The organism is Aliiruegeria sabulilitoris (genome assembly GCF_001558155.1).
GTDB lineage: Bacteria > Pseudomonadota > Alphaproteobacteria > Rhodobacterales > Rhodobacteraceae > Tropicimonas > Tropicimonas sabulilitoris.
Genome location: NZ_LOAS01000010.1, coordinates 237,180 through 250,333 on the forward strand (window position 1 = coordinate 237,180; position 13,154 = coordinate 250,333).

The window sequence follows — 13,154 nt, forward strand, 5'->3', positions numbered from 1 at the left end:
ACAACATGGCCAAGGAGATAGACCGGCGGATCATTCAGGATCTGCTCGATAACGGGGTGGATTTCGCCACCACCGTGCCTTGCAAGCAGCTCGCGGGGCTGATCGAAGTGCTGGAGGAGACGGACGCCATCAAGCATGTCCCCTGCAACAAGGAAGACGAGGGCATGGGGCTCTGTGCCGGCGCATTCATGGGTGGCATGAAACCCGTGATCCTGATGCAGAACACCGCGCTCGGGGTGACGCTCAACTCGCTCGCCACGCTGATCCAGTTCTACCAGATCCCGCTGCCGATGATCATTTCCTATCGCGGTGAAGTGGGCGAGCCGGTGGCCTGCCAGGTGGAGATGGCGCTGCATACCAAGGCGCTGCTCAGCCAGCTGCACATCCCGACCTATCACTTCCACAACGCGGCGCAGGTCGAGGAGCTTCCGGGCATCCTCAAGCATTGCCAGATGTGCTCCAAGCCCGTCGCCGTCCTGACCGATGCCAGCTTCTGGGGGAGCGCGAAATGATCCGTTACGAGCTGCTTGAACTGCTGAAGCCGATCATCACCGACGAGCTTGTGGTCTGCAATATCGGCTCCCCGAGCCAGGAGTTGCACGCCATCGACGACCAGCCGTCCAATTTCTACATGCTGGGCACGATGGGCCTGTGTTCGTCCATCGGGCTGGGACTGGCCATGGCGACCGACAAGAAGGTCATCGCCATCGACGGCGACGGTTCGGTGCTGACCAACATGGGCACATTGGCGACGATCGGGAACAACCACCTGGACAATTACATCCTGCTGATCGTCGATAACGGCTCTTATGGCTCGACCGGCGACCAGCCTACCTATACCGGCGGGCGCACGTCACTGGCCAAGGTGGCCGAGGCCTGCGGTTGCGACAACGTCGTGGAATGCTCCGCCGCCGACACGCCGGAGGCCGTGAAAACAGCCCTGGCCGGCCAGAAGATGACGATCATCGTCTCCAAATGCGATAGCGGAAACCACAAGTGCCCGGTCATCACCATGAACCCGATCATGATCCGTGAACGTTTCATGGCCGAAGTGGCGCGCTGATCCAGGCCAGAAAAAACATCTACGGGCAGGGCGGTGCCAGAAGCGCCCTGCCTTGCCGGCTCAGTTCACTTTGCCTGGCGCAGCTTGGTTCGCCTCAAGCCGATCCGCCAGATCGGCCATTTTCTTGCTCAACTCTCGCACCTGTTTCGCATTCATCAGGAATTGCTTCGCCTCGCGCTTCTTGAGCGTCGGCTCCTTGCCGTATTCGATCCGCAGCACACCGGCGGTTCCTTCCAGCGCCGTGCCGATCTTCATACCCGTCACGGCAACCACCGCTGCACCCCCAAGCGGATGTCCATCCCATTCCTTCTCAGCCATCCGTTTTCTCCTTGCCTGTCCGGTACCCTCCTGGCCGGAATATCCGCCCTCATTGCCCCAAATACCGGCCTCTCTCAAGCAGAACCGCCCCAACTCACCAACCGGGTGGATCCTGATGGACGACCATCAACAGGCGCGGGTCAGGCCGGGCCGTCGCTGTCGCCAAGATCCATGCGCGACCGCTTCGCCGCCCTCGGGTCCGCGTCCAGCACCGAGTGCAGCCGTTCCATCAACTCGAGAAGGCGCTCCTGATCACCCTCGGAAAGTCCGGAAAGGAGTCGCTGCTCCACGGCAAGCGCCTCGGGCACGATCGCATCGAGCAGTTTCCGGCCGGCCTCGGTCAGCGAAATGTCGACAAGGCGGTGATCCTGCTGGCTCTCTGCCTTGTCAACCAGCCTCGCCGCTTCCAGCCTCGCCACCGCGCGGCTCACACGTGGTTTCTCGAGATTCACGCAATTATGGATCTCCCGAACGGACACTTGCCGGCAGCGCGACAGATGCACCAACACCCGCCATTCCGGCACCGTAAGCCCGTGGCTCTCGCTATAGGCGAGTGCAACCCGCTTGCTGACCCGCTCCGACAGGACGGCCAGCCGGTAGGGCAGGAACTCGGACAGATCGAACTGGTCGCGCATTGAAACAGCCTCGGACAAATTCGTTTCGCACGAAACGAGATTGACACTCGTTGCAAGTGAAACGATATTGCGGCGAACCTAGCGGGACAGGGCCGCCATTGCAACACAGGCGCGGCGGTACACATGAGGGAAGGACAGATCATGGCCAGGGCATTCGCGTCCCAGGGGGACACCGGCGAGAAAACGATCAGCTTCACCGAAATCGGCGAAGGACTTTACGCCTTTACCGCCGAGGGGGATCCGAATTCCGGCGTCATCATCGGCGATGACAGCGTGATGATCATCGAAGCGCAGGCGACGCCCCGGTTGGCGAATAAAGTGATCGAGAAGGTCCGCGAAGTGACCGACAAGCCGATCACCCATGTGGTTCTGACCCATTACCATGCCGTACGCGTTCTCGGTGCCTCGGCCTTTGGCGCGAACCAGGTGATCATGTCCGACACCGCCCGCGCCATGGTCGTCGAGCGCGGTCAAGAGGATTGGGACAGCGAGTTCCAACGTTTCCCGCGCCTGTTCGAAGGCCACGAGAGCATTCCCGGCCTGACTTGGCCCACGACGACCTTCTCCGACAGCATGACCGTCTATCTCGGCAATCGCCGGGTGGACCTCATGCATCTTGGCCGCGCGCATACGGCGGGCGATATCGTCATCCATGTGCCCGATCAGAACGTCATGTTCACCGGTGACATCGTCGAATATCACTCCGCCTGCTATTGCGGCGATGGCCATTTCAGCGACTGGTCCGATACGCTCGACAACATCGGGTGGTTCGATGTCGACGCCATCGCGCCCGGCCGCGGCAACGCTCTGCAAGGCAAGCAGATGGTGAACGCAGCCATCGAGAACACCCGCGACTTCGTCCTCTCCACCTATCGCCCCGCCGCTCGTGTCGCGGCACGCGGTGGTTCCCTAAAGGAGGCCTGGGACGCCGTGCGCGCCGAATGCGACCCGAAATTCGCCGATTACGCGATCTACGAGCATTGCCTGCCCTTCAACGTGACCCGGGCCTATGACGAGGCCCGTGGCATCGACACGCCCCGGATCTGGACCGCCGAACGCGATCTGGACATGTGGGCCCAGCTTCAGGGCTGACGCGCGACAAGGGGGGAGGAGATGACGAGGATATTCGAGGAACCGCTCTACCCGTATGAGCGCAGCCCGGATCAGGACACGGCCAACGCAATCCGCCACCCGGTCGTCGTGATCGGCGCCGGGCCGGTCGGGCTGGCCGCTGCGATCGACCTCGCGCAACAGGACGTGCCCGTCGTGGTGCTCGACGAGAATGACAAGGTGAGTTTCGGCTCGCGCGCGATCTGTTTCGCCAAGCGTCCGCTGGAGATTCTGGACCGGCTCGGCTGTGGGCAGCCGATGGTGGACACGGGCGTGGAATGGCAGGTCGGCAAGGTCTTTTTCGGCGACCGCCAGGTCTATGAATTCAACCTGCTGCCCGAAGAGGGCCACGAACGACCCGCCTTCATCAACCTGCAGCAATACTATTTCGAGAAATACCTCGTGGACCGGGTGCGCGAATTGCAGGCCGCCGGCAAGCCGGTGGAAATTCGTGGCGCCAGCAGGGTGCTGGACGTGACGGACAAGGGCGATCACGTTGCGCTGCAAATCGACACGCCGGAGGGCGCGTACGATCTCGAGGCGGAGTGGCTAATTGCCTGTGACGGCGCGGGCTCGCCGACCCGCGCCATGCTCGGTCTCGATTTCGTGGGCCGGGTCTTCGAGGATAATTTCCTGATCGCCGACGTGGTGATGGAGGCAGACTTTCCGACCGAGCGCTGGTTCTGGTTCGATCCCCCCTTCAACCGAGGTCAATCGGCGCTTTTGCACAAGCAGCCCGACGGCGTCTGGCGGATCGACCTGCAGCTAGGCTGGGACATCGACAAGGAGCAGGAGAAGAAGCCGGAGAATGTCATTCCGCGTCTCAAGGCCATGTTGGGCGACGATGTGGAATTCGAGCTGGAATGGGTCTCGATCTACACGTTCCAATGCCGGCGGATGGAAAAGTTCCGCCATGGGCGGGTGATCTTTGCCGGCGATTCCGCACATCAGGTCAGCCCCTTTGGTGCGCGCGGCGCCAATTCCGGCCTCCAGGACACGGACAACCTGGCCTGGAAGCTCAAGCTGGTGATCGACGGAAACGCCCCTGAGTGCCTGCTCGACAGTTACGACATCGAGCGCATTCATGGTGCGGATGAGAATATCCTGAACTCTTCCCGCTCCACTGATTTCATCACGCCCAAATCGGAGATGAGCCGCCTGTTGCGCGATGCGGTGCTGGACCTGTCCGAACACCATGCCTTTGCCCGCCCGCTGGTCAATTCCGGCCGCCTTTCCGTGCCCTGCACCTATGACGGCTCCCCGCTCAATTCGGCGGATGCGCTTCCGGGCGGCCCGGAACGTACGCGCCCCGGCGCGCCCTGCCCCGATGCTCCCATTGAGGGCAGCTTCCTACTGCGCCAACTTGGCGACGCCTTCACCATCCTGGCCATCAATCGGGATGCACCGGCAGACCTCACCGAGGATGGCATCTGTGCGCGTCTTGCTGAGATCTCGGCCAGCGATATCGCAGGCGACGCCATAACCGAACGGTATCTGGGAACGGCTTCCGGCGCGGTATACCTCATCCGGCCCGACCAGCATGTGGCCGGCCGTTGGGACCATTATGACGAGAACGCGATGCGGGCCGCGATCCGGCGGGCGACAGGCAGCGGGGATCAGACATGAGCAAACTCGTCCTGACACCGAATATCGAGGTCGCGGATGATTTCTATGCCGAGTTACTGGCCGCCCACGAGGGGTTGAGCAAGGCCGAGAGCGATGCGCTCAATGCGCGACTGCTGCTCGTTCTTGCCAACCATGTCGGGGATCGCGCGGTGTTGATCCAGGCTCTCGAAGCGGCGAAGGGCCCGCCCCGTTGAAAGCCCAGCGAACGTTCACGGTCAGTTGGAACGCAGGATCCGTTCGGTCAATACCGGCATGCCCTGAACGTTTCGTTGTGACCCGCTGGCATTGCTCAGGATCAACTGCTTGAGCTCCGCACCCGAAATCCTCGGGTTGCGTGCAATGAGCTTCGCCGCATAGGCCGATACCTTCGGCGCGGCGAAACTGGTGCCGGACAGCGCCGCGGATTCTCCGTCGAACTTGCGCAAAGCCACATTCTCGGCACCGACCGCGATCTCGACAATGCCGCTTCCGAAATTGCTGCCTTTCCACAAGCTCCGGTCATTGGAGGCCGTTCCGGCAACAACCAGCAGATTCGAGGTCTGGTATGCCGGCGGGTAGAGCGGAACGCGGTTCAGGTCGGTCCGGTTGTTGCCCGCCGCCACGACGAAGAGCATTTCCGGGTGGGCCTTCATCGCGCGCTGGAAATCAGGCCATGGCTGGCGACGGCTGCTTTGCAGCGACACGACCTTTACGCCCTGATTGGCAAAGAAATCCGCAGCCTTCGAAACTTCGTTGCCGGTCGACATCGGGTAATACCGCACAGGAACGATACAGGCTGTACCGGGCGCGTAATCCAGGATCACACTGGCCACCATCGAGCCATGCCGGTTTGGGTTGAAGATCGAAATGCGCGGATCGCGGCTGTTTTCGGGAAAACCGTAATCAAAGGGGCGGCCGTCATTTTCCCAGACATCCAGCCCGATCAACCGGCCTGCACTGTTATAGGCCAGCCCCTTGGCGATATCGGACCGCGTGTAGTTGACACCGTTGTCGAGCAATCCAACCCGGACACAGTTCCTTGCGTTCCCCTTCGGCGGCACCGGGTTCAGCGGCAGCACCTTGTTATTGGGCAAGAGCGAGCGGTCCAGTTCGAGAATATGGGTCGGAACGACCTTGCCGGATACCTTGCCATATTCCACAAACCGTCCGCCGGCGACCGAGCAATCACCCCGCGCAACCCCGCGCAGCACGGCGCGTTCCGCGCCAAGAACCTTGCTGTAAAGGTCCACAAAGATGAGCTGCTGGCCTTGCTGGGAAAGGCTCGACACACGCAGCTTGTCACCAGACTTCAGGCGCCACTCTGCGACGCTGCGCTGGCCGGCCCCTTGTGGCATCCGGCGTTGCGTTCCGGGCGGCGCTTGACGTTGCGCGCCTTTCATCCTCTGCCCCGGCTGCATCTGGCGTTGCGTCCCCGGCGGGGCTTGCCGTTGCGGTGGTTGCCGCATCCCTTGCGGGGCCTGCATTTTCAGGCGACTTGCCCCGGCAACCGGCTGCTGGGCAGGCGCGGCGCAGGTATTGGCCAAAGCCTCCCGCACCACGGCCCGGTCATCGGCCGATTGCGCCATTGCTGGCCCCGCCAAACTGGCCGCGACAACCAGGAAAACAAACGTAGCCAGACTGCGCATGTGCCAATCCTCGCTCAGAGGCGATACCCATATTGCTCCAGATCGAAACCAGCCAGATCCTGCAGGCGACGGTTGGAGGCCGAGAACATCTCGGTCATCCGGGTTTCCAGACCCTCGGGAATTTTCAGGCTGAGATCACTGACCGGAGAGATTTCGCTGATCTTCTGGGCTGCCTGATTGATCGGCATCCGAAGCATGTCGTCGGCCAGGCGGTCATGCGGAACCGCCACCCCCATCTCGTTATGGAAATAGGCCCGCATGCGGTTCATGTTGAACGGTTCGAAGAACTTCGTACCGAACTCACGCGGGAATTTCTCATTGTAGCGGCGCAACTGTTCGTACCACCCCATGGATTCGGCCTGGGTGTTCACCGCGCGCATCTCCTGGATGTCGGTCGAGATCCCGATCGAATTTGCGATCGTGGTCAGGAAAGCCGCCGGGTCCTTCTTCAGCTGCTCAAAGACGACCATGCACACGTTCTCTTTGCCGAACTCGTTGACATAGAGATTGTACATGTTGTCGTAGCAGATATCCGTGCACCAGCTCCGCACCTGGTAAAGATAGGTGTATTCAAGGTATTTGCGGTAGGTGCCGCCATAGCCGCCCTTGAGCAACTCAAGGTAGAGCGATTTCAGGAAGCTGAACTGCTCCCGGATCACGATGATCGCCTTCGTTCCATCGCCGAATAGCTGGCGAAGCCGGCGCGCCTTGTCGGCAGTATCGACCTCGTTGCCAAGCGCGAAGGAGTGGAACTCGTTGGAGATCCCGACAGCCTTGAAATTATTTTCCCTGGCATGATCGAATGCTGGCTGCATCAGCTTCTGGCAGGCTTCCAGATCCCAGAGAAACTCTTTCTTGAGACGGATATCCACCTCGGAAACCCGTTCAACACCTTCGTCAAAATAGGTATTTCCCTTGCTTTCGAAACCCAGCCCGAGATGCAGGCAGTCAGGATGAACCCCGAAGTAGAAATTCTGCAAGGAACTGGATGCACTCTTAGGGAAACCGACGTGAACATATCTTTGCGGTTCAGACATTTTCTGGCCTTTTAAAATTGGAACCGTTCAATTCCGCAGTCACCTGAAGTGACCTTACGGTCACTTCTCGGTAAGATCCTTGAGATTGGGGTTCATGCCGGGACGTCCGCCCCCCCCGGGAGGACGACCACCGCCGGGACGTCCTCCACCACCGGGAGGACGGCCACCGCCACCTTGACCGAAAGTCTTCTGCATCGTCTCGCCAACCATCTGGAAAGACTGGTTGAGATTGTCCACGGAAACGATCAGCTGAACCGCGTCCTCCGGTTTGCCGTTTTCCTTGATGTGAAAGGTCAGCTTGACGATGCCATTCGACGTGTCGGGGTCAACTTTGGAGATCCCTTCCACGAAATACCTGGGAACAGACACAGGCATACTCCTATTGTTGTTTCCTAGTTTTCTCAGACGAGGTGATCGTCGTCATCCGAGCGGTTTTCCTCGCTCAGGTCGTTGAGCTGCGGGCGACTTTGCCCTTGCCCACCGCGCGGACCACCGGGACCGCCCTGACCACGCGGGTTGCCGCCGCCCTGACCGCCGCCGGGAGCGCCGCCTGCGCGACCGCCTTCGCCACCTTGTCCCTTGATCGTTCCGTCTTCCTGAAGCTTCTTGAACAGCTCCCGCATCACGCCGATGGAGCGCATGAAGCCCTGAAGCGGCAAGTTCACGGTAAAGGTCGTATCCTCGGCCTTGACGCTATCGGGGTGGTATTCCCCTTTTTCGTCGGGGCGTATGATAGAGCACTCGAGCCGAACGACGCCGTTCACGTACTCTGCATTGTGAATTCTGTGGGCGAAGAGATCCATTTTTTACTCCCTTGTCCGGCCTGGAAATAGGCCGATATCGTCATTAAGAACATATACCAATTTGTGCCAGAAACTTGAACTTACTCCCAAAATCACCCCTCGCGAAACGCTCGGTTACTGTAGCGTAGAAGCGGTTCAAAGAGATAGTCAACGAAGGTTCTCGGGGCCATCTGTATCATCACTTCGACCGACATGCCCGGAACGAGCGCAACGTCGTCGCCGAGCCGGGCAATTTCCTTGTCCTCGATCTCGATCTTGCCAAGGTAGTAGGACTCGCCAGTCGAGGAATCCACGAGGCTGTCGGCCGACACCGAGGTCAGCGTGCCGTAGATCTTTGGCAGGTTTCGCCGCGGATAGGCCAGCAGCACCACCGCGGCCGTCTGACCCGGCGCGATCACGTCGATATCATTGGGATCGATCCGGGCTTCCAGCGTCAGCGCTTCGTCACTAGGAACAATCTCGACAATGGTCTCGCCGGCACCGACCACGGCGCCTTCGGTATTGACAGAAAACGAAATCAACGTGCCGTGGATCGGCGACTTGATGACCGTCCGCTCCAGTGTGTCGACATAGGTGGCATAGGTCGTGCGGGCATCCAGAAGGTCGCGCGCCACCGAAAGGATCTCGCTGGTGGTGGCCTCCAGTTCTGCCGCCCAGACGTCTTCCTCCTGCAGTCGCGCCTGATTGATGGACTCGACCAGGCTGCTGATGCGGGATTGGCGTTCGACCCGGACTTGCTCGATCTGGCTGCGGTTCAGAAGATTATCCGCCGTCGTCTGACGCACTTCCAACCCACGGTCCCGCAGAGATTGCAGGATGTCGCCCTCTTCTGACAGGAGCGCAAGCTGCGACTCGACACTTTCGAGTTCAAGTTCCAGACCTTCGATTTCCACTCCGTAGCCATGAATCGTCTGTTTCAAAAGCTTGTCAGAGGCGCGCAGTGCCGCCTGGCGGCTTTTGTAGTGGAAGCTCTGGAGCCGAAGGATCTCTGCGAGAGTTCTTTCCGTCTCGGCCCGCTGCAGCAATTCGTCAGAAAAGACCAATTCGCGGTGCAGATCCCGCTCGACAAGATATTCGCTTTCATGCGTCAGCCGTTCCAGTTCCGCCTGCAGCGAGTCGATCAGCAGCCCCTGCTGCTCCACCGAGGCCCGTGCCCGCGTATCGTCCAGCAGCACCAGCGTCTGGCCGACGGAGACGATATCGCCGTCGCGGACGAGGATTTTCTTGATAACGCCCCCTTCAAGATGCTGGATCGTTCGCCGGGAATTCTCCGGGCTCACGGTTCCGGTCGCAATGGCCGCGCCATAGATCGGCGCGACAGCTGCCCAGTAGCCAAAGCCACCAAAAAAGATCAACACAACCAGGATGCCTACCGTGATAGCCGGCCGAACACGACGGCCCAGCGACGTAATCACAGGTCCTGTACTTGCTTCCGCGACGCTCGTCATGATGTCCTCAGGTTCCGGTTGCCCTGCCCCTGCCGCGGATCCTGTTCGATGCGCCGCGGACCGGGATTGACATTGCCCTGCGAGAGTTCATGCAGCACCTTCTCGCGGTCACCGACTGTCACGAGGCTACCCTCGCGCAAATAGATCAACCGGTCGCATTTGTTCAGAAGGTTTGACCGTTGCGTGACCAGCACCATTGTCGAGCGCCGTTCGCGCGCAGCGTCGAGCGCGGCGATCAATGCGGCTTCGGCCGTCTTGTCGAGATAAGCGCCGGGCTCGTCCATCACGATATAGGATGGATCCTTGTAGAAGGTCCGGGCGATGAGAATTTGCTGGATCTGGCCGCGGGATAGAACGGCATCCCCGCCCCGACCAATCGTCGTACTGAATCGCTGCGGCAATGCAAGGATCGCCTCGCTGATACCAGCCAGCTTGGCCGCCGCGGCGATTGCTGCCTCGGTATCGGCGCTGGAACTGCTTTCGAAGCGAGAGATGTTTTCCGCGATGGTCCCGACCAGAGGCTCCTCGGCCTGCGCCAGGTAGCCAACGCGTTGGCCGAAGGCTTCACCAGACAGGCGAACGAGTTCGACATCATTCGCTCGCACGCTGCCGCTGCTCGGCGCGGTTGCACCAGCAAGGAGACGACAGAGCGTGGATTTCCCCGCAGCAACAGGCCCGATGATACCGATGCATTCGCCTTCCGCGATCTCCAACGTAACCGGACGCAGCACCGGGCGCCTCTGCCCCTGCGGCATGAACATCGCCTGGCGCACGGAGATTGAGATCCCGCCTTTCAGCGGCAGGCTGGCGGCATCGGCCGGGGTGAGTTCGACGGCAAGCTGGTTGTTCAGCATTTCCACGCTGCGCTTCATTCCCGTCAGCGCCTTGAGCGAGCCGACGGCCTTGTCGACCGGAGACAGGGCGAGACCAAGCAGGATGGAGCCCGCGATCATGGTCCCCATCGTGACCTCGTTCTGCAAGACGAGATAGGCGCCAGTGCCGAGAATGGTTATCTGCGCCAGGGTGCGCAGGAAACGAGTCCCGTTCTGAACAATGGTGGTGCCGCGCAACGCCTTTGCGATCTTTCCGGACGTCTCGACATTCTGCCTGTGGAGCTTGTCGGCAATGCGATCGGTCATCCCCATCGCCCGCACCGCGTCGCTGGACTGGACGGCCGTTTCCAATGCAGCGACGGCCATTTCCTTTTCCCGCTGGCCCTCGCGCGTGCGCGACTGCGACGAGCTTTCCCCGATAATGGAGATGGTCAGCAGGATGATCGCCGCCACCGTGGCGACCATACCGATGGTCGGGTGGAGGTAATAGAGAATTGCGATGAAGACGAAGGACCACGGCACTTCGAGCACCGTGGAGATCGTGGGCGAGGAGAAGAATTGCCTAAGCTGACCCAGTTCGCGCACGGGCCCGCCGGCGCTGCGCGCATCTGTCGGGCCGGTCGGGCCCAGCGTATTCTTTACGACATTCCGATAGAGCTTCTCGTCAAGCCACGCACCAATATTGTTCTGCATCAGGGCAATAGCGGTGGACAGGAACATAGATGTCGCAAGCGCGGCAAAAGCAACGATGGAAATGGAGACGAGCGTCTCCTCGCTCTCGCTCGACATGACGCGATCGATGACCTGCAGCATGTAGAGGGGAACCGTGAGACGAAGAAGGTTGATCAGGATACTGAACAACACCACGGGCAAGGCGAGAGGCCACACCTTGGTCATCATCTTCGAGACCTTGCCCACCTGTCCACGCCGCGCGCGCCGGTTCGCGTTTTGAGCTTGCTGTGCTATGACAAATACTCTTTCATTTCTTAAAGGTAGGCGGGATTCAGCATCGCGCTTCCCAGTGGTAAGTCAAGCCGATTATGGCAACCGACTCAGCCTGGCCGACAATGTAATGGCTTTGGGTTAATAGCTTTTCGGGCGCTGCAAAAATTCTCTGATTTCGAGCATTTACGCGACAAGGATCGTTTCGTTCTGTGACGTCCCGACCGTCGGTCGCGCCCAACCCGCCGTTCCGCGAAATCCTCTCGTCCGCTGACGGAAAGACGCCGCCAAACCGGCGGCGTCCTTTTTTTGTCTGGTCGGTGAGGAGCTGGCCAAGGCCGGCCCCTCGCTTACGATCAGTAGTAGTAGTCGTAGTAGTCGTACGACCAACCGTAGTCCCAGCCGTAGTACCAGCCGATATCCCAGTACCAACCACTGCCATAGTACCAGTAGTCGTACACCCAGTACCAACCGTAGTCGTAGTTGGAGTGCCAACCCCAGCCATAGTCCCAGAACCAGCCGTAATCCCAACCATAGGACCAATACCAGCCGTAGTCCCAAGTGTAGTAGCTGTCCCAGCCATATGACCAGTACCAGCCATAATCATAATCCCAGCCGTAGTACCAGCCGTAGCCCCAGTACCAGCCATAATCATAATCCCAGCTGTAGGACAGACCCCAGCCGTACCACCAGCCGTAGTCATAGGACCAAGAGTAGTCCCAGCCTCCGCCGTAGTACCAGCCATAATCCCAGCTGTAGTACCAGTCGTAGTCCCAACCGTACCACCAGCCGTAATCCCAGCTGTAGTACCAGTCGTAGTCCCAACCGTACCACCAGCCGTAATCCCAGCTGTAGTACCAGTCGTAGTCCCAACCGTACCACCAGCCGTAATCCCAGCTGTAGTACCAGTCGTAGTCCCAACCGTACCACCAGCCGTAATCCCAGCTGTAGTACCAGTCGTAGTCCCAACCGTACCACCAGCCGTAATCCCAGCTGTAGTACCAGTCGTAGTCCCAACCGTACCACCAGCCGTAATCCCAGCTGTAGTACCAGTCGTAGTCCCAACCGTACCACCAGCCGTAATCCCAGCTGTAGTACCAGTCGTAGTCCCAACCGTACCACCAGCCGTAATCCCAGCTGTAGTACCAGTCGTAGTCCCAACCGTACCACCAGCCGTAATCCCAGCTGTAGTACCAGTCGTAGTCCCAACCGTACCACCAGCCGTAATCCCAGCTGTAGTACCAGCTGTAACTCCAACCGTAGTACCAGCCGTAATCCCAGCTGTAGTACCAGTCGTAGTCCCAACCGTACCACCAGCCATAATCCCAGCTGTAGTACCAATCGTAGTCCCAACCGTACCACCAGCCGTAATTCCAGCTGTAGTACCAGCTGTAATCCCAACCGTAGTACCAGCCGTAATCCCAACCGTAGTAGTAGTCCCAGCCGTAACCATAGGCCCAGCCGTAGTCGTAGTCCCAGTACCAGCCGAAGCCGTAGAACCAGCCGTAATCCCAGGTCCAGCCGCCCTGGCCATATAGCCAGTCATAGTGACCACCGTAGTCCCAGCCATAGACCCAGCTGTAGTACCAGTCGTAGTTCCAGCCATAGTTCCAGCCGTAGTACCAGTAATAGTCGTAGTCGTAGAACCACCCATACTGCCAGCCGTAGGACCAGTACCAGTCATAGCTATAGCTCCAGCCATACTGCCAGCCAT

General features: G+C 59.8%; 14 protein-coding genes. 5 read left to right on the forward strand and 9 right to left on the reverse strand.

What is annotated here, in order from left to right:
- Positions 1 to 5: 5 nt before the first annotated feature.
- Positions 6 to 512, forward strand: a complete 507-nt coding sequence (gene comD, locus AX756_RS11110; RefSeq protein ID WP_068311106.1) for a sulfopyruvate decarboxylase subunit alpha — start codon at positions 6 to 8, stop codon at positions 510 to 512.
- Entirely contained in the window at positions 509 to 1,063 is a 555-nt protein-coding gene (gene comE / locus AX756_RS11115) for a sulfopyruvate decarboxylase subunit beta (protein ID WP_068311111.1), read from the forward strand. Before comD ends, comE begins: the two co-directional genes overlap by 4 nt.
- A 60-nt stretch (positions 1,064 to 1,123) precedes the next feature.
- On the opposite strand, the gene AX756_RS11120 is transcribed toward comE, so the two are convergent.
- Positions 1,124 to 1,381, reverse strand: a complete 258-nt coding sequence (locus tag AX756_RS11120; protein ID WP_068311113.1) for a hypothetical protein — start codon at positions 1,379 to 1,381, stop codon at positions 1,124 to 1,126.
- 140 nt (positions 1,382 to 1,521) lie between these two features.
- Positions 1,522 to 2,016: a MarR family winged helix-turn-helix transcriptional regulator gene (locus AX756_RS11125; RefSeq protein WP_068311118.1), complete on the reverse strand. Its 495-nt coding sequence runs from the start codon at positions 2,014 to 2,016 to the stop codon at positions 1,522 to 1,524.
- A gap of 141 nt (positions 2,017 to 2,157) precedes the next feature.
- Here AX756_RS11125 and AX756_RS11130 point away from each other — a divergent pair, with 141 nt between their 5' ends.
- From AX756_RS11130 to AX756_RS11140, 3 genes are read left to right on the forward strand one after another with little or no spacing between them, the layout of a single operon-like run.
- Positions 2,158 to 3,108 carry an MBL fold metallo-hydrolase gene (locus AX756_RS11130; protein WP_068311119.1) on the forward strand — a complete coding sequence of 317 codons (951 nt, stop codon included), beginning with the start codon at positions 2,158 to 2,160 and terminating at the stop codon, positions 3,106 to 3,108.
- Positions 3,109 to 3,129: 21 nt separating this feature from the next.
- A complete protein-coding gene (locus AX756_RS11135; protein ID WP_068311120.1) occupies positions 3,130 to 4,752 on the forward strand; it encodes an FAD-dependent oxidoreductase in 1,623 nt (540 codons plus the stop codon).
- Positions 4,749 to 4,946 (forward strand): DUF2783 domain-containing protein, encoded by a 198-nt coding sequence (locus AX756_RS11140; RefSeq protein WP_068311122.1) that lies wholly within the window; start codon positions 4,749 to 4,751, stop codon positions 4,944 to 4,946. Before AX756_RS11135 ends, AX756_RS11140 begins: the two co-directional genes overlap by 4 nt.
- Positions 4,947 to 4,967: 21 nt before the next feature.
- Here AX756_RS11140 and AX756_RS11145 read toward each other — a convergent pair whose 3' ends face one another.
- The 7 genes from AX756_RS11145 to AX756_RS26060 form a co-directional block, all read right to left on the reverse strand.
- Positions 4,968 to 6,377 carry a S8 family serine peptidase gene (locus AX756_RS11145; protein ID WP_068311124.1) on the reverse strand — a complete coding sequence of 470 codons (1,410 nt, stop codon included), beginning with the start codon at positions 6,375 to 6,377 and terminating at the stop codon, positions 4,968 to 4,970.
- 14 nt (positions 6,378 to 6,391) lie between these two features.
- Positions 6,392 to 7,357, reverse strand: a complete 966-nt coding sequence (locus AX756_RS11150) for a hypothetical protein (RefSeq protein ID WP_068311126.1) — start codon at positions 7,355 to 7,357, stop codon at positions 6,392 to 6,394.
- Positions 7,358 to 7,474: 117 nt separating this feature from the next.
- Entirely contained in the window at positions 7,475 to 7,783 is a 309-nt protein-coding gene (locus AX756_RS11155) for a hypothetical protein (protein WP_156461461.1), read from the reverse strand.
- Between the two features lie 32 nt (positions 7,784 to 7,815).
- The gene (locus AX756_RS11160) at positions 7,816 to 8,217 is read right to left on the reverse strand and encodes a hypothetical protein (RefSeq protein WP_068311128.1); all 402 of its coding nucleotides are present in this window, start codon (positions 8,215 to 8,217) and stop codon (positions 7,816 to 7,818) included.
- Positions 8,218 to 8,309: 92 nt separating this feature from the next.
- On the reverse strand, positions 8,310 to 9,665 hold the full coding sequence (locus AX756_RS11165) for an HlyD family type I secretion periplasmic adaptor subunit (protein WP_068311129.1): 1,356 nt from the start codon (positions 9,663 to 9,665) through the stop codon (positions 8,310 to 8,312).
- Positions 9,662 to 11,398 carry a type I secretion system permease/ATPase gene (locus AX756_RS11170; RefSeq protein ID WP_156461462.1) on the reverse strand — a complete coding sequence of 579 codons (1,737 nt, stop codon included), beginning with the start codon at positions 11,396 to 11,398 and terminating at the stop codon, positions 9,662 to 9,664. Before AX756_RS11170 ends, AX756_RS11165 begins: the two co-directional genes overlap by 4 nt.
- A 398-nt stretch (positions 11,399 to 11,796) precedes the next feature.
- Positions 11,797 to 13,154: RHS repeat domain-containing protein (locus AX756_RS26060; RefSeq protein ID WP_231701036.1), on the reverse strand; the 1,358-nt coding region annotated here is incomplete at its 5' end.

Bases quoted from the DNA above. Each gene is read 5' to 3' on its own strand.
- comD (WP_068311106.1), top strand. From the start codon at position 6: ATGGCCAAGGAGATAGACCGGCGGATCATTCAGGATCTGCTCGATAAC.
- comE (WP_068311111.1), top strand. From the start codon at position 509: ATGATCCGTTACGAGCTGCTTGAACTGCTGAAGCCGATCATCACCGAC.
- AX756_RS11120 (WP_068311113.1), bottom strand. From the start codon at position 1,381: ATGGCTGAGAAGGAATGGGATGGACATCCGCTTGGGGGTGCAGCGGTG.
- AX756_RS11125 (WP_068311118.1), bottom strand. From the start codon at position 2,016: ATGCGCGACCAGTTCGATCTGTCCGAGTTCCTGCCCTACCGGCTGGCC.
- AX756_RS11130 (WP_068311119.1), top strand. From the start codon at position 2,158: ATGGCCAGGGCATTCGCGTCCCAGGGGGACACCGGCGAGAAAACGATC.
- AX756_RS11135 (WP_068311120.1), top strand. From the start codon at position 3,130: ATGACGAGGATATTCGAGGAACCGCTCTACCCGTATGAGCGCAGCCCG.
- AX756_RS11140 (WP_068311122.1), top strand. From the start codon at position 4,749: ATGAGCAAACTCGTCCTGACACCGAATATCGAGGTCGCGGATGATTTC.
- AX756_RS11145 (WP_068311124.1), bottom strand. From the start codon at position 6,377: ATGCGCAGTCTGGCTACGTTTGTTTTCCTGGTTGTCGCGGCCAGTTTG.
- AX756_RS11160 (WP_068311128.1), bottom strand. From the start codon at position 8,217: ATGGATCTCTTCGCCCACAGAATTCACAATGCAGAGTACGTGAACGGC.
- AX756_RS11165 (WP_068311129.1), bottom strand. From the start codon at position 9,665: ATGACGAGCGTCGCGGAAGCAAGTACAGGACCTGTGATTACGTCGCTG.
- AX756_RS11170 (WP_156461462.1), bottom strand. From the start codon at position 11,398: ATGATGACCAAGGTGTGGCCTCTCGCCTTGCCCGTGGTGTTGTTCAGT.